Source organism: Bifidobacterium ramosum, from assembly GCF_009299505.1.
In the GTDB taxonomy this organism is placed as follows: Bacteria; Actinomycetota; Actinomycetes; order Actinomycetales; family Bifidobacteriaceae; genus Bifidobacterium; species Bifidobacterium ramosum.
Genome location: NZ_WBSM01000001.1, coordinates 493379 through 513857, shown reverse-complemented (window position 1 = coordinate 513857; position 20479 = coordinate 493379). Strand labels below are relative to the sequence as shown.

The following is a 20479-nucleotide window of genomic DNA, read 5'->3' as shown; positions in this document are numbered from 1 at the left end:
ATCATGGGACAGATCGCACAGGCCACGCAAGGCCGTCAGCTCACCCAACTGAACCCGACGCAGCAGATGAAACGGCTATTGGAGAAAAGCTGGTCGCGCATCGCCGCGGTCATGCCGCGGGAGATGTCGGAGCAGCGCCTCTACCAGATGTACGTGAGCACGATCAACCGGGAGCCCGCGTTGGCGCAATGCTCGGTGGAAAGCGTGCTGTCCTGCTTCATGCGCTGCACGTCGCTCGGCTTGGAGCCGTCGAACGTGAACGGGCTCGGCTACGCGTACATCCTGCCGTTCGGCAACAAGAACATGCGCACCGGGCAGAAGGAGGCCACGTTCATCCTCGGCTACAAGGGCATCATCGAACTCGCCCGCCGCTCCGGACAGATCAGGGACATCTCGGCGCGCGCCGTGCACGAAGGAGACGAGTTCACCTACGAGTACGGTCTGCACGAGGATCTGCGCCACATCCCGTGCGACAAGCCCGGCAAACTGACCCACGTGTACATGGTCGCGCATTACAAGGATGGCGGCCACCTCATGCAGGTCATGAATTTGGACGAGATCAACGCCGCGATGCGCCGCAGCCCCTCGGCCAACCGGAGCACGAGTCCGTGGAAGAGCGATTTCGAGGCGATGGCGAAGAAGACCGTGATCCGCCGCGCCGCGCCCTTCCTGCCGTTGAGCGTGGAGACGAAGACCGCGGTCACGCAGGACGAGCAGACGCCGGACTATTCGGATCTGCTCAAACCGGTCATCCCCGCTGTCGACGACATGGACGCGGACGATGCGGACATGGTCGACGTGCCGTCCACCGGCGAGACTCCGGCCGACGACGCGGACGCCCAGTCCTCCGACGTTCCGCCTCTCGACTATGACGACCTGCCCGACGAACCGGACATGGAGGGCGAGCAGTGAGCGGGCGGACGCAGGTCATCATCCAGGGCACGGCGTGGGGCGTGCAGGACACGCAGGGCGGCAGACGGTTCCTGCGGGTCTCGTGCACGCCCGGCTACCGGGACCGCAACGGCCAGTGGAACGATCGGCCGGAGCAGTCGTATTCGGTGTGGCCCGCCGGCTACGCGCCGCGTGTCATGGACGTGTTCGACCGGATCAGCCAGCTGAGGCAGGACCCGGACGTGTTCGTGGATGTGCTCGTGGTCGGTGAGGTCAGCGGCTTCAACGCGTACACGAACAAGCAGGGACAGCCCGCCGCGGGCTGCACGGTCAACGCGTCCGGCGTGTGCATCACGAACATACGCGGCCGCGACGGCAAACCGATCCAGCCCGGCGGGTTCGCCGGCGGCCAGCAGCCGCAGCAGTCGCCGCAGCAGGGGTACACGCAGCAGCCCACGGATCCGTGGGGCGGCGGATACGAACCGCAGATCTAGCAACGGGAAGGGAACGAATCATGGCATCCAACGCGAAGGCGTCGCAGGAGGCGCTCATCCCCGACGAGGCGACGCCCGACATGCTCGCCAAGCCGTTGAAGAGCCGGGAGATGGTCATGCTCGCCGACCTGCGGCGCAGCTTCGACCCGCCCGAAAACCACGGGGACGACGGACGGTGAGCAGGCCGGTCGACCCCTTGGTGTGGGAGACGCCGCACGAGTGCGCGTGCTGCGCGCTGTGCGGCGCCCCCATGAACGCGTCCGGACGGTGCATGGACGAACGCGGACACGATGACCCATACGACTACTACAGGGACGAATGACATGACACGCAGCAGACGGACCGCGAGGACGAACGGCACGCGCTTCGAGACGGCGATGGCCGGCTACCTGCGTTGGGCGCTCGACGACCGGCGCATCCAACGGCTGCGCCTGCACGGGGCGAAGGATCTCGGCGACATCGGCAACGTGTTCTTCTTCGGCGAGCCGGTCACGATCGAATGCAAGTGGACGAGCGCGCCGAACATCGGCCCGCACATGCGCGAGGCCGACCGCGAGGCCGGCAACCAGGACTCACCCTATCCGTGGGTGTTGCAGAAGGCGGCGGGCGTGGGCCTGTCCACGATCCGACGCCAGGGCATGCAGCTCGCGTACACGTACACCGACGTGCTCGAGCAGATGCTCGGCCACGTGGACATCCGCACGATCGACCGGGTGACCGAAGGCTCGCAGGCGGTCGGACGCAACAAGGACGTCACCATGATCACCGTCCACCAGTTCGCGCTGCTGTGCAACTACGGCCAGCCGCTCGGCCCCGACGCCGACGGGGGCGAATCGTGAGGGACTGGATCATCTCGGCCGCCATACTGGCGGCCACCATATTCATCGGATGGATCGGAGGACGACATGGCTAGCAAGGGATACGCGCGACTGTCGAACGGATACTGGCAGGACAAGGACGTGCTCAAGCTGCGCCGGCGCAACCCGGCCTCGGCGCTGCTGCACGTGCTCGCGATCTCGTGGTGCTCCGACCACGCCACCGACGGCCGCATCGACGAGGACACGCTGCTCTACGTGCTCGGCGCGTCCGAGGAGGATCTGAACGACCTGATCGCCTCCGGCATGCTCCAGCCCCTGCCCGACGGGGACGGCGACGTGTACGTGCTGCGCTCGTACCTCAAGTACCAGAACAGCAGCGAGCAGATCGAGCAGTCACGGGAGAAGGCCACGGAACGCCAGCGCCGCAAGCGCGAACGCGACCGTGACACCGCCGTTCCAGCCGACGACGACCACACCGTCACGCCCGTGTCCGATGACGGTCACGCGACCGTCACGCATGTGTCACGCCGTGACAACCACACTGTCACGCCCGTGTCTTTTAACCAAGAACCAATAACCAATAACCAAGAACAAAATCCTCCCCCTACCCCCTCCGCGGAGGGGTCGAAGGCGGACGACAACGGCTTCGACGACGAGGGGTTCCGGGCGTTCGAGGCGGCGTACCCGAAGCACGGGAACCGCCGGCGCACGCTCGACGCGTACCGGCTGGCGCTCGTCGACGGGGCCACGCCCGCACGCCTCACGGCCTCGGCCGCCGCGTTCGCGAAGGCATGCCGCGACGAGGGCAAGCTCGACCGGTTCATCCCGCAGCCGGCGAACTGGCTCACGAACGGCCAATGGCGCGACCACGAGCCCGCCGAGGCGAGGCCGGAGCTGCCGTCCGAGGCGTGGATCGGCCGCAACCTGCTCGAACGGCTCCCGGACGGCGTGGACCCGTTCACCGCACGCCGGCGGCTCATCGCGCTCGTCCGCGACGGCACGCCGCCAGCCGAGGCCGCCCGACGGATCATCGACGAGGCGGAGGCGACGCGATGACGACCCGCAGGGAGGCATGGACGCGCCCGTTCGTGCTGTTCTGCCGCGATCCCGGCTTCCGCCGGGCGCTGCGCAGGCTCGACCCGGAACTGTACCGACGATTCGTCGAGGAGGCGAAACGGCAATGACCACGATCTTCCCCACCCCACGCCAGCGCAGCATGCACGCGCTCACCTCGCTTGACCTCGACCTGAACGCGCTGAGCAAACCCGAGACGTTCATCCTCGGCTACGAGCTCGCATGGCAGGAAAGCCGCCTGCTCATCGAGGACATCGTCGAAGCCATCAACCAGTTGGAAAACCAAGACGCCGGAACGGAGGAACCATGACCAGCAAGGCCAAACGCGAGATGATCCATCACTGGGCGGAACGCGGCTACGGCATCCCCACCACCGCGAAACTCCTCAACCTCACCGTCGACGAGGTGAGGGCCGTGCTCACCTACCCGGAGCCGCCCGCAAGCAAATCCGACCGGTACAGGCCCGAGTTCATCGAACCGCCGTCGTTCGACTTCGGCGAATAAGGAAACCCCCGGTCCTGCGGCCGGGGGCTGGAGTAGTTAGCGCGTGTTCCAGTCTAGCCGCTTACAGGGGGTTTCGCCATGCGCACATGCCAGAACTGCACCAACACCGTCGACGGGCGATGGACGCTGTGTCCGTCGTGCCGGCGCGAATACGCGGCCGCGCTGCATTCGCTGCGCCGCGACATGCTGCTGCTGCAGGCGGTCAGCCGTCGCGAATACCGGCTCGCGGAGAGCGAGACAGGCGGCGGTTCGGGCGATTCGGCGCCGACGCCGGTCATCCTGCACGGATACGACCTGCTCGCCGAGACCGAGGACATGCTCCAATCCGCATGGGCCGATGCCGGGGCCGTCTGGTCGGACGCATGGCAGAAACTGCTGCCGCGCATGATGACCCATATGGCCGACCTGTGCAAGGCCCCGCACGCCGGCCGTTACCTGCGGCTCACGGCGCGCTATGATCTGCGGATCCAGCCGCTCGTCGACCGCAGACCACGACGCCGGCGCATCGTCGGCATCTGCCCCGCCGGCGGATGCGACGCGGAGATCACGGCCGCGCCCGGCGAGACGTGGCGAATCTGCGAACGATGCGGCACGCTGGTCAACGTCCCCGCGCTCAGGACGGACATGGGCGAACGGGTCGACCGCTGCCATCTGACGCGCACGCCCGCCGGTCTGGCCGAATGGCTCAAACACGAGTACGGGTACGAGATCGGCCGCAAGCAGGTCACCGACTGGATCCGCCGCGGCAAGCTCCCCTCGTCCAAACCGGTGACGGACGGCTACTGGGAGTTCTCGGTGCGTGAGGTGCTCGCGATGGCGATGGGCTCACGCAACGATTGACATATCGTATTCCACAAGATACAATAGTGGCATGAGGATCGAAACCACCGACGAATTCGACGCATGGCTCGACAAGCTGAAAAACGGCAAGGACCGCGCCAAGATCATCTCCCGCATCCGACAGTGCGACATCGCCGGCAAGCCCGTCGGCGACATCAATACCGTAGGAGAAGGCGTCGCGGAACTCCGCTTCCACTTCGGCCCCGGATACCGCGTCTACTTCGCGCAGAAAGGCGACATCCTCATGCTGCTGCTCGCCGGCGGCACCAAACGAGGACAGCAGGCCGACATCGACCACGCCCACAGCCTGCTCAAGCAGCTCAAGGAGGAACACCAATGGTAAACGTCAAAGCCTGGGACGCCAGCGAATACCTCAAAACCGAACAGGACATCATCGACTACCTCGACGCGGCCGCCGAAACCGGCGACCCCGCGCTCATGCAGGCCGCCATCGGCGACGTCGCCAAGGCCCGCGGCATGGGACAGATCGCCAAGGAGGCCGGCGTCGGCCGCGAAAGCCTCTACAAGAGCCTGAGCAAGGACGGCAACCCCAGCTTCGCGACCATCCTCAAGGTCATCCACGCGCTCGGCGGCCGCATCAGCATCCAGGCGGCGCAGGCATGAAACTCGCCTACCCGGCCATCCTCACGCCGTTCAGGGACGGCACGGGCGGCTACACGGCGGAGCTGCCGGACCTGAAAGGCGTCATCACCGAAGGATACGACCTCGCAGACGCGCTCTACATGGCGCAGGACGCCGCCAACGGCTGGATACTCGGCGAACTCGAGGAAGGACGAAAAGCCCCACGGGCATCGAACATGGCGGACATCCACCCCGACACCGCGGACGCCATCGTGACCCTCGTCCTCGTAGACCCCGACGAATACGCCAAACAATACGGCAACCACATCGACACGGTGGAAATCGAACTGCCGAAATGGCTCATCACATGGGCCAACAAGCATGGGATCGACTACTCGACGATCCTACGCGAACGACTCGAAGCCCTGCTCGACGACGAACGCTACAGCTGATCTTCCGAAAAACGCAACCCAAGCGGCAGTAGGCTGCCGCCACCCCGTGGTATACTGCGTATCAGCATCAGTGTGCAAAGCCCCGGACAGCGACAAGCCTCCGGGGCTTTCGCATACCGGACAAACCACCGACAAAAGAACGGCGTTCACGGTATATCCGCGAGCGCCGTTCTTGGTCAGTCGGTTGTTTTGGGGTGTTTGCGTGGTCGGCCTCCGCCGACGCCTCGGCCGGGACGTTGCGCGTTCCATTGGTCGATGGTTTTGGCTGACCAGCCGCGGGTGCGGCCGATCATTGCGTCGGGTTCGGGTAGTTTGAGTGTCAGGAGTGCGCCTTGGGTGATGCCGAGGTGTTCGGCGACCTGTTTGACGCCGAGGTATTCAGTCGTCATCGTGTTTCCATCCGGCGAGTAGTCCGGCGAGTCCGGCGGCGATGGCGAAGCCTATGGCTCCGATGCGCTGGTCGGATGCGGCGAACATGGCGGATATGACGGCGAAGAGCATGCTCATTGTGGCGAGTGTTCTTGATTTGTTCATGGTGTTCATGGTGTTCTAGGATTGGCGGGAGGGGTTCCGGCTAAGTGGAGTAGCCGGAACCCTGTTTACTTCTTGCGGCGCTTGCGCTTGGTTCCCTTCTTGGGGTTGCCGTCCTTGCGCAGCTCCACCCAGATGGTCACGCCGATGGCGATCCAGCTGGTGATCAGTTGAAGCCAATCCTTGAGTTCCATGCTCACCTCCTTTCCTTGATCGACATAACTATCATATCTTAATAATGAGAGATATGCAAGCCGGGAACACGCGACACGCCGACACATTCCAACGATCCCAAGGCGGTGAACACCATGGCGCACAAGCACAACCCACGGTATGCCAACGGTCACAGGCGACGCCTCATGCGAGCCCGCGTCAAGGCCGCGAACACATGCTGCTACATCTGCGGACGGCCCATCGACTACACGCTCAAACCACCGCACCCATGGAGCTACGTCGTCGACGAGACGATCCCATTGGCGAGAGGCGGCACGCTCACCTACGCCAACAGCGGAGCCGCGCACCGATGGTGCAACCAAGTCAAAGGAACGCACACATTGCAATGGGCAAGGCGAGAAGTCTCCAACATCCTCAACGGCAACGGCACGAACACCCAGACCAAACCGACCGCGATCCCATTCCAACGACTCGACCTGTGACCCACCCCGGTATCCCCTCCCCACCCGGCTTCGGCTCCCCCGGCGCATAGCGCCTATTTTTTTACACGTGTTTTTCCACAGGTTCCGGAAGGAGGAATCCGACCGTCAGGAGGTGTCTTCGGATGGCTGGACGTGCTTCGAAAAGACAGGCGACGGTAAGGAACGCCGCCAATTCCGGGGATCGCCGCCGACTATTGGTGAGCCTGCGCAACCTGATCGCAGACCAGTTGGATTCCGGCAAGGTTTCGCCACGCGATCTGGCGGCGTTGACGAAACGGATCGTGGACATCACCGAGCAGATCGAGGCCATCGACATGGCCGAAGCGGAGAAGGAGAACCCGGTTGCAACAGCACTCAACGTCGCCGACGAGCCTCTGGGTGACCGGATCGGCGCAGACGATCATCCCTGACGGCATCGTGAGCACCGCCGAACCAGCTCTGTACGCGTTCGTCCGCTCCCTGGGCTTCGACCTGGACGACTGGCAGCGCGACATCAACCGCCTGCTGCTCGCCAAACGCGCCGACGGCAAATGGGCCGCGCGCAACGGCGACATCTCCATCCCCCGGCAGGCGGGAAAAACGTACGACATCGGGTTCATTCCGTTCCAGCGATGCATCCAGCAGCCGCGATTCACGGCAATCTGGACCACGCACCACTTCTCCGTCACGCATGACACGTTCCTGACGATGCGCGACGAGATCGTGTACAACGATCTGATGCTGCCCTACATCGACCCCGTCAAGGGCGTGCACTCCGCCGCCGGGCAGGAGCGCTTCGAATTCCGCAACGGCAGCACGCTCGCGTTCAAGGCCCGCGAGAACGGTGCGATCCGCGGCTTCAAGAAGGTCGGCCTGATCGTCCTGGACGAGGCCCAGCAACTGTCCGACTCCGCGCTCGCGGCCGTGCTGCCGACGCAGAACCGTGCCGACAACCCGCAGACGATCTACATGGGCACGCCGCCCGCCCCCGACATGGAAGGCGAGGTCTTCGCCAGACACCGCAGTGAAGCACTCGCGCACAAGGTCAGGAACACGATGTACGTGGAGTTCAGCGCCGACCGCGACTGCGACCCCCTCGACCGCAGCCAATGGCGCAAGGCCAATCCCTCATACCCGAACCACACGAGCGACGAATCCATCCTCAATCTGTACGGACAGTTCACCGCCGACAACTTCCGCCGCGAATGCCTCGGTATCTGGGACGAGGACGCCACCGCGAACGCGATCGACCCGAAACAATGGGACGCCGGCGTCGTCAGGGAACCCGACCTCGACGGGCGCGTCGCCTACGGGCTCGACATGCCGCCCGACCGGTCGGCGTTGGCGATCGGCGTCGCCGTCCGCCACGGGGACGATACCGCGCTGGTGAACCTGCAGGAGTACGTGGACGTGAAACGCAACGGGATCGCATGGGCGGTCGAATGGCTCGCGGAACGCTGGCCGAAGACCTGCGCGGTCGTGGTCGACACGCAGTCGCCCGCCATGAGCCTCGTGCCCGACCTGCAGAAACGACACGTCAGGGTCACGGTCACGCAGACGCGCGACCTGGGAGCGGCCACGGGAAGGATGCTCGACATGATCCACGCGGGAACACTGTGGCACCTGCCCGCCGACCAGCAGCCCCAGCTCGACTCGGCCGCCCGCAACGTCACGCTGCGCGACATGGGTCCCAACGGCATGCGCGCATGGAACAAGAAAGGCTCGGACATCGACATCAGCCCGTTGCAGGCAGTCACGTTGGCATTGCACGGCGCGTTCACATCGAAAAGGCGTCCGGGACGTAAAGCGAAGGCGGTGGCGTTATGAGCGAACCTATCCCGCTGTTGTGGCAGATGATGTCCGACGTCGATGATCTTCCCTCTGGTTTTCAGGCGGATTGGACGGCAATGTGCCGGCAATGGTCCATGAGGGTGGATCGCAACATGCTGCGCTCCACCTATTACGACGGGCGCAACCGGCTGAAGAATCTGGGCATAGCGGTGCCCGACAGTCTGGAAAGCGCGAAACTGGACGAGGTGGTCGGCTGGCCCGCGAAGGCCGTGGACGTGCTCGCCAACCGTGTACGCTTCGATGGGTTCGTGACCACCGGCGACGACTTGGACCCGCTTGGTTTGGACGAGGTACTGCAGGCGAACGATTTCATAGGCATGCTGCCTCAGGCGACCCGCTCCGGCCTTACCCACTCATGCTCGTTCCTCGCGGTACGATCCGCAACGCCGGAGGATGGCATCGACTCCAAAGTAGTCGTGTCATTCCATTCCGCTCTGTACGCGACCGGCCTGTGGAGTTGGGAGCGCCATGGGCTCACGGCCGCAATGACCATATTGGATATTGATCAGCGAATTTACGCCGATACCCATACGCTGGTTCCCTCGGAGATCATGCTGTACGAGCCCGGGTTCACGGTGCGTATCCATAGGCTGTCCAATGGCCGTTATATTGCCGACGAGCCGCGCGAGACGAACATGGGGCATGTTCCCGTGTATGTGCTGCCCTACCATCAGGATCTGCACAGGCCATTCGGCCGCAGCCGTATCAACCGCGAGGTCATGAGTCTGACCGATACGGCGGTGCGTACGATGCTGCGCATGGAGGTCAGCGCGGAATTCTATTCGAGTCCGCAGCGTTACCTGCTCGGCGCCGAGCCGCCAGCCGGCGTGAGCGGCAAGACCTTGACGGGATGGCAGGCCGCATTGTCGAAGATGCTGGTCATAGGCCGAGACGAGGACGGCCAGATGCCTTCGATCGGCCAGTTCTCGCAGATGACGATGCAGCCGCATTCCGACATGCTGCGCACCTTGGCCGGCAGGTTCAGCGGCGCCACCGGCGTGCCGATGGCCCAGCTGGGCGTCATGACCGATTCAGGCCCGTCCAGTGCTGATGCGATCGCTGCCGCGGAGACGGAATTGGTCATCGAGGCTCGCAACACCTGTGACGCGTTCGGCGGCCAATTATGCTGCGCCGCCCGTGACATGGCCGTATTGAACGGTACGAGTCCGGATGACGAGGCATTGAAACATCTCAAGGTCAACTGGCGGGATCCTGAACGGCCTTCGCAGGCGGCGATGGCCGACGCGGTGCTCAAGATGGTGCAGGCGATTCCATGGCTCGCGAACAGTCGCGTCATCCTTGAAAAACTCAATTTCCCCGACGCGGACATCACCCGCCTGTTGTCGGACAAGCGCAAGGCGGCCGCGTCGAGCGTGTTGAACGATCTGTTAAGGAGCGCAGGCAATGCCGCAAATAACCCGGACGGATCTGACGGCGCTGCAGACCGCGCAGTCGGAGGCGGTCAGGCTCGCCCGGCTGGAACTGGGCAGGATCTGGCAGCAGATACAGGATCTGCCGCCCAGCCTGCAACGTGACGCGCTGCTGGACTTGTTGCCGGCGGTCGCCGCGAAGTACGGCGACCAGTCCAGCACGGCCGCCGCCGAATGGTACGAACGGACGCGCCGCAAATGGTTCGACGAGGAATACGACGCCCAGGCGGCGGCTCCGTTCGACGACACCGCCATGCGCAAGAGCATCCGGTGGAAGGCGGGGGTGCTCTTCGGTGACGACCCCGAGGAGTTCCTTCCCTGGGCCAACTCCGCGCTCGACCGGTGGGTCAAACAGTCCGGACGGGACACGATCCACGCCAACGCGAGGAAGGATCCACGCAAGCCACGCTATGCGCGCGTGCCGCAGGGGCCGACCTGCGCGTTCTGCATCATGCTCGCCTCCCGTGGCTTCGTGTACGCGTCGGCGGAATCCGCCGGCGGCGACATGAACGACTACCACGCCGACTGCGACTGCGAGATCATCCCCAACTGGGACAAAAAGAACCCGAAAATCGAGGGATACGACCCCGAAGCGCTCTACAAACGCTATACGGCATGCCGCAGCACGGTCGAGGATCTCCTCACACAGGACAGATACCAGCAGACCTATCTGGATCCACTCGCCAAGGAGAACGACAAGGCCACGCCATTGACGTTCGACCAATGGATCACAAGGGAGATCCTTCACGAAATGGACTGGCGCGACCGCCAATGGCTGTACGACGGCACACAACCGGCAATAGAGTTCGCCAACGAAGCCCTGAGAAAGGAGACCGAGGAGAACCGCGCGCAGGAGATACGCACCGCCGAACGGGCCCGCATGCACGGCATCAAACCGTACTTCCAAGTGGATTACAAGGAAATCGAGAACCCCCGGACGCATGTCATGGAAAGAGCCGGGCTCGCGGATTGGAGAGGCGGCACGGAGATCAAAACCCTGGACACCGCCAAAACCGCCAGAACCATAGACTCCTACCTCGGCAACACCAGCAAGAAAGCTGATGCGACAAGACTGATATTCGACAATACGGAGAGCCTCTACCTAACCGATGAGCAACTCGTCGAATTCATCAACCGGAGCCATCGCTTCCGCCGCGGAGCCGTATACGTCATCACCAAGAGCGGCAAGCTGCTGCGAATCAAGTAAGCGCCTCGGGCTTCACCAAAAAGGGCGATGCCGGGGGCGCTTACATCTTCGATCATACCCCAATCCCCGGTGGGTTGCCAGAGAGGCCGAATGGAGCCGCCTGTAAAGCGGCCGCACACGCCACGCAGGTTCGAATCCTGCACCCACCACTCATCCCGCCGCTCGCACGGGCGGCCTCTTTCACGCCCGCAACGGGCCCATACACCCAACAGGAGGAACCCATGGCAGAGGAAGCCAACACCACCGAACAGCCGCAGGACACGGCCGAACCGCACGGCGAGACCAAGCCCACGGACTGGGAGGCCAAATACCGCGAAGCCGTCTCCCACTCACGCGAATGGGAGAAACGCGCCAAGGACAACAAGGCAGCCGCCGACGAACTGCAACAGCTCAAAGAATCGCAGATGAGCGAAGCCCAAAAGGCCGAAGCTCGCACCGCGAAACTCCAAAAGGAACTCGACACGCTGAAGGCCGAAAAACAGACATCCGCATGGCGCTCGCAGGTGGCGGAGGAATCCGGCTTGCCGGCGAATCTCATCGTCGGTGATTCGCTCGAAGCGATGCAGGCGCATGCGAAGGCCATCAACGAGTACATCGCGGAGAGAACCCGGCCTGTCGTGCATGCCGCTCCTTCGAAACCATTGCCCGACGGTGGCGGTTCGTCCGGCGATTGGCTCCGTGACTCGATCCTCCAAAACAAATAGAACGATTTTCATTGATTAGAAAGGACTAGTGATGGCTTCCAACGTGAATTCCATCATCACCAGCGGTGATCTCGGCGGTGGTCTCATCCCCACCGAGTACGCCAACCAGATCATCCAGGATGCGCCGAAGTCGTCCGTGTCCCTGACCCGTATGCGTCAGATCCGCATGTCGACGCGTACGCGCGTTCAGCCGGTGCTGGATTCCAAGCCGCTCGCCTACTGGGTCGGCGGCGACACCGGTCTCAAGCAGACCACGAAGATGAAGTGGAGCGGCCTGAGCATCACGGCCGAGGAGATGGCCGCGATCGTACCGATTCCGGAGGCCGTCATCGCCGATTCCGGCATCCCGCTGTGGAGCGAGGTGCAGCCTCGTCTGGCGGCGGCTCTCGGCTACAAGCTGGATCAGGCGACCCTGTTCGGCGTGGACAAGCCCGCTTCGTTCCCCGACGGCATCATCCCGCAGGCCATCGCCGCGGGCAATACGCTCACGCAGGGCAAGGATCTCGCCAAGGACGTCGCGTCGATGGGCCAGAAGCTCGCGGAGCAGGGTTTCGCGATGAACGGTTTCGCCTCGCAGCCAGGCCTCAACTGGCAGCTGATCGGTCTGCGTAACGCGAACGGTTCGCCGATCTACGTGCCGTCGCTCGCGTCCGGCACCCCTTCCACCCTGTACGGATTTGGTCTCAACGAGGTCACGAACGGCGCGTGGGACACCACCAAGGCCTTGCTGCTCGGCGCCGACTGGTCGAACTTCGTGGTCGGTATCCGTCAGGACATCACGTACAAGATGCTTGACCAGGCGGTCATCACCGACGACGACGGCAAGGTCGTGCTCAACCTTGCGCAGCAGGACTGCGTGGCCATGCGCGTCGTGTTCCGCGTCGGCTTCCAGATCGCGAACCCAATCAACGACGTGCAGCCGGACAAGACCAAGCGCTTCCCGGCGTACGTGATCCAGCCGGCCGGCACCACGGGAGCGTGATCGTCATGGGATTGAACGCTCAGGTGCAGTTCGTGCACCAGGACAAGCCCGAACCCGGGCAGCTCATCGAACAGGTCGCCGCATTCGACGCTGACGGCAATCCGGTCGACATCGGCGGCGCTCCCGCGGCGGGTTCGGTCACGAACGCGATGCTCGCGGGCGGCATCACCGCCGACAAGCTCGCCAAAGGCGTCATCCCCGCCGTTCCTACAGCTCCGACCGCGGACACGCTGACGGGTGTAACCGTGACCGGCCGGGCCGTGATGAAGGCGACCGACGCGGCCGCGGCCCGCACCGCGATCGGCGCGGGCACGCCGTACACGCTGCCCGCGGCCGGCACCGCGTTGGGCGGCGTGAAGAAGGGCGCGGCCGTCGCGAACCTCGCCGCCGACGCGACCGCTCCGGCGATCGTGACCACGGTCAACGCGCTGCTCGCCCAGTTGCGCACGTCCGGCGTGATCGCCGCCTAGCAGGAGGTGCGCGCATGGCCGACGGCAACAACGACGCGACACCGCATCCACCGTTCGCGGTGGCCGATGATCTCGTCAAACGCTGGCGTGCATTGACTCCGGACGAACGGGAGACCGCGGAGACGCTGCTCGCGGACGCGTCGGACAAGATCATGACCGACTGCCCACGCTGGCGTGAATCCTCCGAGGCCACGTTGCGGCGCGTCTGCTGCGCGATGGTCAAACGGGCCATGCTCAACCGGGATCTGGCCGGGGTGACGCAGGGCACGCAGACCGCGAACGGGTTCACCGAATCGTACTCGTACAGCAACCCCGACGGCGACCTGTACCTGACGAAATCGGAACTGCGGTCGTTGGGCTGCGGCGTGCAGCGCATGTGGTCGATCGATTTGTCGAACGGGGAGGCATCAGCATGAGCCGGTTGCATGGCGAACGGGTGACCGTCACGTGGCGTGCGGACAGCGGTGAACGTGACGGCGGCAACAATCCCATATGGCGAACCGAATCCGAGACGGTCGACGACGTGCTCGTCAAACCGGGCGCGGACTCGAACGCCACGGACTCCACCCGCCCCGAGGGCATCACCGTCGCGCTCACCCTGGCGTTCCCGCGCACGTGGACGTACCGCAGTCTCAGGGGCGCGATCGTCACCGTGCGCGACCACGGCTATCGGGTGGTGGGTGATCCGCTGCCGGTCGACGGCGGGATCACACCCACCCGGTGGAACCTCACCGTCGAACTGACCGATTCGAAAGGATAAGTCATGAGCGCTCACGTGAAACTGAACCTCGCCGGCTTCACCGCGTTCCGCCAGTCGCCGGCCGTGTTGGGCGCGATCAAATCCGAGGCCGAGAAGCTCGCCGACCGTGCGAACCAGCGCGCCCTGAGCGAATGCTCGCATCCAGAGCACGCGCAGTTCCGCGCGTTGGGTCCGATCCCCACCGAACCGGGCGCGGTCGCCATCGCCACCAGCAGCGGCGACCCCGGATGCTGGAAGCACAACGCGAAGCACAACACGCTCGTCAAGGCGTTGGGAGGCGGCTGATGGCCCCGGTCGAGAAAACCGTCGTCGCCTGGTTGAACGCGGATCCGGCTCTCGCGGACTGGCCGGCGTCGATGGATGTGCCGTTCGACTCCGATTCCGCCGACCCGTCGACGTTCGTCACCGTGGAACGCGTCGGCGGCGTCGAGGAATGGTTCCGGTCTCGCCCGCTGGTCGCCGTGCAGGTGTGGGGACGATCCTCGTACCAGGTCGCCGACGCCGCCTCAAGCCTCGTGCTGCCTCGTCTCCAACGCCTCCCCCTGCTCGACATGGTCGCCTGCGTGGACGTGACCGGAATGTCCGACTTCCCCGCCCCGGACGGGCGGGCCCGTTACCAGATACTCATCCAGCCCACCATCCAGGTGGGCTGAACCATCGCGAAAGGAAACATCATGGCCGAAGCGAATGACGCGACCAACGTGTCGCTCGGAAAGTTCAAGATCGGCGGATACATCTACTGGGCGCCGCACGGCTCCCCGCTGCCGACCGACGCGACGACCCCGCTGCCGGCGGCCTACAAGCTGCTCGGCTACCTCGACGAGGACGGTCTGACGATCGCGTCCGACACCGACACGACCGAGGTCAAGGACGCGAACGGCAACACCGTCATGAAGGTCATCAGCTCGTACGCGGAGTCCGCGCAGTTCAAGCTCCTCGAAGTGCTCCGCCTCGAGGCCGCGAAGCTGCGCTACGGCGGAGAGAACGTGACCGGCATGGACAAGAACATGACCATCAAGCACGCGATGCCGTCCGACGAGGACTTCCCCCTCGTGTTCGAGATGATCAAGACCGGCGGAGTGCTGGACCGTCTCGTGGCCGGCGCCTCGTCCCGCGCCGAGTTCGGCGAACGTCAGGAGCACGCCGGCGACGCGAGCGTCTACGACGTTACCTGCGCGTTCAACGACATGGGCAACGGCGTCACCAGCATCGAGTACATCAGCAAGCCGGCGTCCGCCGGCAAGTGACGCGGCGACGCCCCGAATTCTTCCGCATGCGGCTTCTTCCCCGCTTCTTCGCCGCATGCGGAACCCCTTCCCCTTTTTTGAGATCATCCATGAGAAGCGGGCCCTTTTGTGATCGGAGAAGCGAATGTCACGCAAACGCCATAGCAACAGCCTCATCCCGAACAACGAGCCCGCCGGCGCGCCTCGGGACCACAAGCCCGCAGGGCCGGCGAGGACCATCACCGTGCAGGGCGTCGCGCTGCGAGTCGACCCGTCGATCTTCGACGACCTCGACATGCTCGAGGACCTGTACGACCTGCAGAACGCCGCGGAGAACCCCGAAGGCGCGTTCCAGCTCATCCCGTTCCTGCGCAGGATGTGCGGCGACGCCTATCCGAAGGTCAAGGCCGCATTGCGCGATCCCGCCACCGGACGCATCCCCATGAAGGCCGTGACGGAGTTCATGGGCGAGCTGCTGGAGAAGAGCGCCCCAAACTCCTGACGCTCGTATGCCTGCTGCATGAATGCCCGGACCTGCTGCGGGCCGACATGCGGCGAACATACGGGCTCGACCTCGACGACCTATGGGATGGCGGGATCCGCGTCGGCACGTGCGCGGACCTCGCGGCGAACCTGCCTCCCGGCTCCCTCGTGTGGCGCCGGCTCGACGTGCCGGACGCATGGACGCCCGTCGAACATCTGCTCGCCCTGCAGGCCGACCAGATGAACATGTGGATGTGGGGCAACGCCGACCCGAAGAAACGCGGGCCACGGCCCGAGCCGCTGCCGCGTCCGGGAACGAAGAAAACGGAACGGCAGCCCGGCCGGACCGTGCCGGAGTCTCGGGGGCGCGCCATCAAGCCGGTGGCGATGACCCTCGAGGAATTCGAGGAATACCGCAGCCAACGGTTCGTCGACATCGGAGCGGAACCATACCGGTCCGGCACTCCGGACGGCGCGGACGGATAACAGAACAGAGGAGCACCGCTGATGGCATACCAGCTCGCGCAGGCGTACGTGGCGATCGTGCCCAGCATGAAGGGCGTCGGCCGCGCGATCGAGGCCGCGTTCGAAGGGCCGGCGAAAACGACCGGCCAGAGAGCCGGCGAGGCGGCCGGTAACGGTTTCGCCGGCCGTCTGTCGTCCACGCTCGGCGGCGCAGTGTCGAAGATCGCGTCCGGCGCGGGCAAGGTGCTTGCCGGCATCGGCAAGGCCGGTCTGGCGGCAAGCGCGGCCGCGATACCCGCGATCGGGATGATCGGCAAGAGCGCGTTGGATGCGTACGCCACATGGGAGCAGGCCGTCGGCGGCGTCGACACGCTGTTCAAGGACGCGTCCAAGACCGTGCAGGAGTACGCCGCCCAGGCGTACCGGACCGCGGGCGTCTCCGCGAACGACTACATGAACCAGGTCACGAGCTTCGCCGCCTCATTGGTCAGCTCGCTCGGCGGGAACACCGCCGAGGCCGCCAGAATGGGCAACCAGGCGCTCGTGGACATGGCGGACAACGCCAACAAGATGGGCACCGACCTCGAAAGCCTGCAATGGGCGTATCAGGGGTTCGCGAAGCAGAACTACACGATGCTCGACAACCTCAAACTGGGGTATGGCGGCACACAGGAGGAGATGAAGAGGCTCATCTCCGACGCGAACAAGCTGCCCGCGGTCATGAAGCAGGGCAACGACCTGTCGATCGACTCGTTCGCGGACGTGGTCGAGGCCATCAGCCGAGTGCAGAAAAAACTCGACATCAGCGGCACCACCGCCAAGGAGGCCGCGACCACCATCGAGGGTTCCGTCGGGTCGATGAAGGCCGCGTGGGGCAACTGGCTCGCGGAGCTCGGCAAGGACAACGCCGACATGACGGGGCTCACGTCCGAACTGGTCACGTCGGCCGTCACGGTCGTCAAGAACGTCGTGCCACGCGTCATCCAGATCGCCAGGGGGCTCGTGCCCGGCATCATGGACGCGGTGGGCAGCGTGGCGCAGCAACTGCCCGAACCGATGCGTCAGGCCGTCGAATCGGTCGGCGGGACGTTGAACGACATGAAGACCCGCGTCAAGGCGGCCGTCTCATGGGTGGGCGACGCGTTCACCGGTCTTCGTGACCTGATCATGAACGGCGACTTCACCGGAGCGCTGCGCAACGCGTTCGACGTGGAGGAGGATTCGCCGCTCGTCGACGCGATCCTCAAGGCGCGTGACGCGGTCATCGACCTATGGAACACCGTCAGGGAGAAGCTGTCCGGCCTTGGTCAATCCGCGTCCGGCTGGGTGCAGCCGCTCGTCGACGCGTTGGCCGGTCTCGCCAAGATCGACCTGACCGTGTTCGCGAACGCGGTCAAGCTCACGGCCAACGCCTTGAAATGGTTCCTTGACAACGGCGCTCTCGTCACGTCGATCGTCGCCGGTCTGGGCGGCGCGTTCGCGACGCTCAAGATCGGCCAGTCGGTGTCCTCGGGCGTCAAGACGTTCAAGGATCTCGAAGCGGCCGCGTCCATCGCATTCGACGCGGTCAAATCCGGCGACGGAGTGTTCTCGTCCATCTCCGACGCGATCGGCCTGCTCGACCCGAAGGCCGGCGGCCTGCTGTCCAACCTCGGCAAGATCGCAGGTAAAATCGGCGGCCTGCAGAAGGCCGCGAAACTCGCGGGCGGCGGCATCAAGGGCCTGTCCACCGCCTTGGGCCTCGGCCCATGGGGACTGATCGCAGCCGCGATCGCCGCGGTCGTCGCCGGACTCGCATGGTTCTTCACCCAGACCGAGACCGGCCGCAAGGCATGGAGCTCGTTCACGTCGTGGCTGTCGGATACGTGGAGCTCGATTGTGGACACGGCCAAAGGTCTGTGGCAGGGGCTGTCCGACTGGTTCACAGGCCTGTGGCAGTCGATGTCCGATGGCGTCACGTCGGCATGGGACGACGTGAGCCGGTTCCTCACCGACCTGTGGGCGTCTATCACCGGCGGCATACAGGATGCATGGAACGGCGTCGTATCGTTCTTCACCGGCATTCTTACGACCATTTCGAACGCCTTCACGAGCGTGTGGACCGCTATCAGAGGGTTCCTCATGCCGATCGTCACCGGAATCGGCGAGTTCATCAAGAACGTGTTCATCGTGCTGGCGGCCGTGCTGGTCACGATATGGAACGGCATCTCCTCGGTGGCCGTGACCGCGTGGGACGCGATCAGCGGCTTCCTCAAGCCGATCGTGCAGGCCATCGCCGACTTCATCGGCAACGTGTTGCAAGGCATCAAAAACGTATGGGAGAACGTGTGGACTTCGGTCGGCTCGTTCGCATCGGCCGTGTGGAACGCGATCAAAACAGCCATCGGCGCGGCTATCATCGCCGTCTCCGGCGTGATCTCCGAAACGCTCGGAGTGATCCGCGGCGTTTGGGTGAGCGTGTGGAGTGCGGTCGGTTCGTTCGCCGTCGGAGTGTGGAACGCGATACGTTCCGTCGTGGCCACGGCGGTCAACGCCGTGAGCGGTGTGATCCGCAGCGTGCTGAACGTGATCAGCGGCGTATGGCGGTCCGTGTGGTCGGGTGTAAGCTCGTTCCTCTCCGGCATCTGGAACGGCATCACGCGAGCCGTGTCCAACGGCATCCAGAACGTCGCAAACACGGTCGGCCGTATCCGTGGTGTCGTGCTCGGCGCGGTCAGCGGCGCGGGAACATGGCTGTACGACACCGGCCGGCAGATCATCAGCGGTCTCATCGAGGGCGTCGGCGGCGCGATGGGATGGCTCAGGGACACGATCAGCGGTCTCGGCAGCAGCGTGCTCGACTGGGCCAAAAGCGTGCTCCACATCCATTCGCCATCGCGAGTGTTCCGCGACCAGGTCGGTCTCATGATCGGCAAAGGCATGGGATTGGGCATCGCCGACTCGACGGCGTTCGTGCGCAAGCGCATGGACCGTTTGAGCTCGACCCTCAAGCCCGGCGTGGCATTCAATTACGCGTACGGCATGAACGGCGTGGATCGCTCCGGGTATTCGCCCGTCTCTCGCAGTATGCCGGGCAAGGTCGTGAACGTGACGCAGAACATGCCGATCAAGGTGATCCGCGCCGATGAGGATCTGCATACGGCCGCGAGCATCCTGTACCGCAACGCGATGAGGGAGGCGGGAACCCGATGAGCGTCTACTATGCGCAGCTCGTTACCGACGACGACACGATACAGTTCGAGGGCTCCGCACGCGGCGCGGGCCTCCTGCTCTCCCCCGACGGCATCGAAGGGTGGTACGGGACGCCGGACGCGAAGGTGAGCATGACGGAACGAGGTCAGGGAGACGGCGCGCATGACATCGACGAGCAGGACATCCTGTATGCGGCACGCACCGTCACCATGTACTGGTCCATTACGTCGGACACCGGCCGGGCCGAAACGCTCGACTATCTCATGGCCGTCACGCAGACCGCGCACCGGTTGGTCAAACTGCGCGTGGTCGACGCGGACATGGATACATACGTGGAGGGGTACGCCACGCACACGATCGACGCGAAACGTCACGACCGTCTCGCCGTGGACTGCCGTACCACGCTTGTATGCCCGCGTCCGGAACGGCTGGGGTGGAGTCCGTGCCGGTACATGCTGTCGCCCGCGCTGCGCGCGGACGGCGGCATGTACTTCGCGGAGATCAGCAAGGGGCTCGTGTTCCCCCTGCGATACGGGGAGCGGAATCCGGACGCGTCGAATCGTTGCGTGATATCGAACGCCGGAAGTTCGCGCGCCTATCCCGTGTACACGTTGGGCGGGGATTGGCCCAACGGCGTCGCCCTCGTGTTCAACGGCGATCGGTCCCTGACCTACACGGGATCGGTGCAGGTCGGGCACCCCGTCGTATTGGACTCGAGGGCGCGCACGGCCACGCTGGACGGCGTGGACGTGAGCCAGTACCTCGCGAAGCGCGATTTCCCCACGGTGCCCCCGTTCGGGGAACTGCAGTGCACGTTGCTGAGCGCGGGCGGCGTGAACGCGGGAGTGAGCGTGCTCTGCCGCGACACATACATGTAAGGAGACTGGA

32 protein-coding genes and 1 tRNA gene are annotated in these 20479 nt (G+C 64.5%); 30 read left to right on the top strand and 3 right to left on the bottom strand.

Annotated elements, in window-relative coordinates; translation table 11 throughout:
* Positions 1-3 precede the first annotated feature (3 nt).
* The 12 genes from DSM100688_RS02095 to DSM100688_RS02050 all read left to right on the top strand — a co-directional run bounded on the left by DSM100688_RS02095 (position 4) and on the right by DSM100688_RS02050 (position 5655).
* On the top strand, positions 4-912 hold the full coding sequence (locus DSM100688_RS02095; RefSeq protein WP_152357495.1) for a recombinase RecT: 909 nt from the start codon (positions 4-6) through the stop codon (positions 910-912).
* A complete protein-coding gene (locus DSM100688_RS02090; protein ID WP_152357494.1) occupies positions 909-1385 on the top strand; it encodes a hypothetical protein in 477 nt (158 codons plus the stop codon). The genes DSM100688_RS02095 and DSM100688_RS02090 overlap by 4 nt, the downstream gene beginning before the upstream one ends.
* A gap of 20 nt (positions 1386-1405) precedes the next feature.
* Positions 1406-1564 carry a hypothetical protein gene (locus tag DSM100688_RS11730; RefSeq protein WP_163146770.1) on the top strand — a complete coding sequence of 53 codons (159 nt, stop codon included), beginning with the start codon at positions 1406-1408 and terminating at the stop codon, positions 1562-1564.
* A 144-nt stretch (positions 1565-1708) separates the two neighbouring features.
* Complete coding sequence (locus DSM100688_RS02085; protein WP_152357493.1) at positions 1709-2224, top strand: hypothetical protein; 516 nt, start codon at positions 1709-1711, stop codon at positions 2222-2224.
* Positions 2225-2290: 66 nt separating this feature from the next.
* The gene (locus tag DSM100688_RS02080) at positions 2291-3259 is read left to right on the top strand and encodes a hypothetical protein (protein ID WP_152357492.1); all 969 of its coding nucleotides are present in this window, start codon (positions 2291-2293) and stop codon (positions 3257-3259) included.
* Positions 3256-3387: a hypothetical protein gene (locus DSM100688_RS12185; protein ID WP_275575900.1), complete on the top strand. Its 132-nt coding sequence runs from the start codon at positions 3256-3258 to the stop codon at positions 3385-3387. The genes DSM100688_RS02080 and DSM100688_RS12185 overlap by 4 nt, the downstream gene beginning before the upstream one ends.
* Positions 3384-3587, top strand: coding sequence for a hypothetical protein (locus DSM100688_RS02075; RefSeq protein WP_152357491.1), 204 nt, complete (start codon positions 3384-3386; stop codon positions 3585-3587). Before DSM100688_RS12185 ends, DSM100688_RS02075 begins: the two co-directional genes overlap by 4 nt.
* On the top strand, positions 3584-3781 hold the full coding sequence (locus DSM100688_RS02070; protein ID WP_152357490.1) for a hypothetical protein: 198 nt from the start codon (positions 3584-3586) through the stop codon (positions 3779-3781). The genes DSM100688_RS02075 and DSM100688_RS02070 overlap by 4 nt, the downstream gene beginning before the upstream one ends.
* A gap of 78 nt (positions 3782-3859) precedes the next feature.
* Complete coding sequence (locus DSM100688_RS11985) at positions 3860-4621, top strand: hypothetical protein (RefSeq protein ID WP_239519276.1); 762 nt, start codon at positions 3860-3862, stop codon at positions 4619-4621.
* Between the two features lie 31 nt (positions 4622-4652).
* Positions 4653-4964, top strand: coding sequence for a type II toxin-antitoxin system RelE/ParE family toxin (locus tag DSM100688_RS02060; RefSeq protein WP_152357489.1), 312 nt, complete (start codon positions 4653-4655; stop codon positions 4962-4964).
* Complete coding sequence (locus tag DSM100688_RS02055) at positions 4958-5245, top strand: addiction module antidote protein (RefSeq protein ID WP_152357488.1); 288 nt, start codon at positions 4958-4960, stop codon at positions 5243-5245. Before DSM100688_RS02060 ends, DSM100688_RS02055 begins: the two co-directional genes overlap by 7 nt.
* Complete coding sequence (locus DSM100688_RS02050) at positions 5242-5655, top strand: type II toxin-antitoxin system HicB family antitoxin (protein ID WP_152357487.1); 414 nt, start codon at positions 5242-5244, stop codon at positions 5653-5655. The genes DSM100688_RS02055 and DSM100688_RS02050 overlap by 4 nt, the downstream gene beginning before the upstream one ends.
* 176 nt (positions 5656-5831) lie before the next feature.
* Here the strand turns inward: DSM100688_RS02050 and DSM100688_RS02045 are convergent, their stop codons facing one another.
* From DSM100688_RS02045 to DSM100688_RS12180, 3 genes are all read right to left on the bottom strand, one after another.
* Positions 5832-6044 (bottom strand): hypothetical protein, encoded by a 213-nt coding sequence (locus tag DSM100688_RS02045; RefSeq protein ID WP_152357486.1) that lies wholly within the window; start codon positions 6042-6044, stop codon positions 5832-5834.
* Entirely contained in the window at positions 6034-6189 is a 156-nt protein-coding gene (locus tag DSM100688_RS11725; protein ID WP_170286264.1) for a hypothetical protein, read from the bottom strand. Before DSM100688_RS11725 ends, DSM100688_RS02045 begins: the two co-directional genes overlap by 11 nt.
* 65 nt (positions 6190-6254) lie before the next feature.
* Positions 6255-6380, bottom strand: coding sequence for a hypothetical protein (locus tag DSM100688_RS12180; protein ID WP_275575899.1), 126 nt, complete (start codon positions 6378-6380; stop codon positions 6255-6257).
* A 114-nt stretch (positions 6381-6494) separates the two neighbouring features.
* Here DSM100688_RS12180 and DSM100688_RS02040 point away from each other — a divergent pair, with 114 nt between their 5' ends.
* From DSM100688_RS02040 to DSM100688_RS01955, 18 genes are all read left to right on the top strand, one after another.
* Complete coding sequence (locus DSM100688_RS02040; protein ID WP_239519275.1) at positions 6495-6842, top strand: HNH endonuclease; 348 nt, start codon at positions 6495-6497, stop codon at positions 6840-6842.
* Positions 6843-6964: 122 nt separating this feature from the next.
* On the top strand, positions 6965-7252 hold the full coding sequence (locus DSM100688_RS02035; RefSeq protein WP_152357485.1) for a hypothetical protein: 288 nt from the start codon (positions 6965-6967) through the stop codon (positions 7250-7252).
* Positions 7185-8648 carry a terminase large subunit gene (locus DSM100688_RS02030; RefSeq protein ID WP_204316617.1) on the top strand — a complete coding sequence of 488 codons (1464 nt, stop codon included), beginning with the start codon at positions 7185-7187 and terminating at the stop codon, positions 8646-8648. Before DSM100688_RS02035 ends, DSM100688_RS02030 begins: the two co-directional genes overlap by 68 nt.
* A complete protein-coding gene (locus tag DSM100688_RS02025; protein ID WP_152357483.1) occupies positions 8645-10207 on the top strand; it encodes a phage portal protein in 1563 nt (520 codons plus the stop codon). The genes DSM100688_RS02030 and DSM100688_RS02025 overlap by 4 nt, the downstream gene beginning before the upstream one ends.
* Positions 10101-11309, top strand: coding sequence for a VG15 protein (locus tag DSM100688_RS12410; RefSeq protein ID WP_239519305.1), 1209 nt, complete (start codon positions 10101-10103; stop codon positions 11307-11309). The genes DSM100688_RS02025 and DSM100688_RS12410 overlap by 107 nt, the downstream gene beginning before the upstream one ends.
* 68 nt (positions 11310-11377) lie before the next feature.
* Positions 11378-11458 (top strand) — tRNA-Tyr (locus DSM100688_RS02020).
* A gap of 72 nt (positions 11459-11530) precedes the next feature.
* On the top strand, positions 11531-12013 hold the full coding sequence (locus tag DSM100688_RS02015) for a helicase (protein ID WP_152357482.1): 483 nt from the start codon (positions 11531-11533) through the stop codon (positions 12011-12013).
* A gap of 31 nt (positions 12014-12044) precedes the next feature.
* Positions 12045-12995 carry a phage major capsid protein gene (locus DSM100688_RS02010; protein ID WP_152357481.1) on the top strand — a complete coding sequence of 317 codons (951 nt, stop codon included), beginning with the start codon at positions 12045-12047 and terminating at the stop codon, positions 12993-12995.
* A gap of 5 nt (positions 12996-13000) precedes the next feature.
* A complete protein-coding gene (locus tag DSM100688_RS02005) occupies positions 13001-13465 on the top strand; it encodes a head fiber protein (protein WP_204316616.1) in 465 nt (154 codons plus the stop codon).
* A gap of 14 nt (positions 13466-13479) precedes the next feature.
* A complete protein-coding gene (locus DSM100688_RS02000) occupies positions 13480-13881 on the top strand; it encodes a Gp19/Gp15/Gp42 family protein (protein ID WP_152357480.1) in 402 nt (133 codons plus the stop codon).
* Entirely contained in the window at positions 13878-14225 is a 348-nt protein-coding gene (locus DSM100688_RS01995) for a hypothetical protein (protein WP_152357479.1), read from the top strand. The genes DSM100688_RS02000 and DSM100688_RS01995 overlap by 4 nt, the downstream gene beginning before the upstream one ends.
* A gap of 3 nt (positions 14226-14228) precedes the next feature.
* Positions 14229-14510, top strand: coding sequence for a hypothetical protein (locus DSM100688_RS01990; RefSeq protein ID WP_152357478.1), 282 nt, complete (start codon positions 14229-14231; stop codon positions 14508-14510).
* Complete coding sequence (locus DSM100688_RS01985; protein WP_152357477.1) at positions 14510-14878, top strand: hypothetical protein; 369 nt, start codon at positions 14510-14512, stop codon at positions 14876-14878. Before DSM100688_RS01990 ends, DSM100688_RS01985 begins: the two co-directional genes overlap by 1 nt.
* Before the next feature lie 21 nt (positions 14879-14899).
* Positions 14900-15472, top strand: coding sequence for a phage tail tube protein (locus DSM100688_RS01980; RefSeq protein ID WP_152357476.1), 573 nt, complete (start codon positions 14900-14902; stop codon positions 15470-15472).
* A gap of 124 nt (positions 15473-15596) precedes the next feature.
* A complete protein-coding gene (locus DSM100688_RS01975; protein WP_152357475.1) occupies positions 15597-15953 on the top strand; it encodes a hypothetical protein in 357 nt (118 codons plus the stop codon).
* A 47-nt stretch (positions 15954-16000) separates the two neighbouring features.
* Positions 16001-16420 (top strand): hypothetical protein, encoded by a 420-nt coding sequence (locus tag DSM100688_RS01970; RefSeq protein ID WP_152357474.1) that lies wholly within the window; start codon positions 16001-16003, stop codon positions 16418-16420.
* 21 nt (positions 16421-16441) lie between these two features.
* The gene (locus DSM100688_RS11860; RefSeq protein ID WP_204316615.1) at positions 16442-19591 is read left to right on the top strand and encodes a phage tail family protein; all 3150 of its coding nucleotides are present in this window, start codon (positions 16442-16444) and stop codon (positions 19589-19591) included.
* Positions 19588-20469 carry a hypothetical protein gene (locus DSM100688_RS01955; RefSeq protein WP_152357473.1) on the top strand — a complete coding sequence of 294 codons (882 nt, stop codon included), beginning with the start codon at positions 19588-19590 and terminating at the stop codon, positions 20467-20469. Before DSM100688_RS11860 ends, DSM100688_RS01955 begins: the two co-directional genes overlap by 4 nt.
* Positions 20470-20479 lie beyond the last annotated feature (10 nt).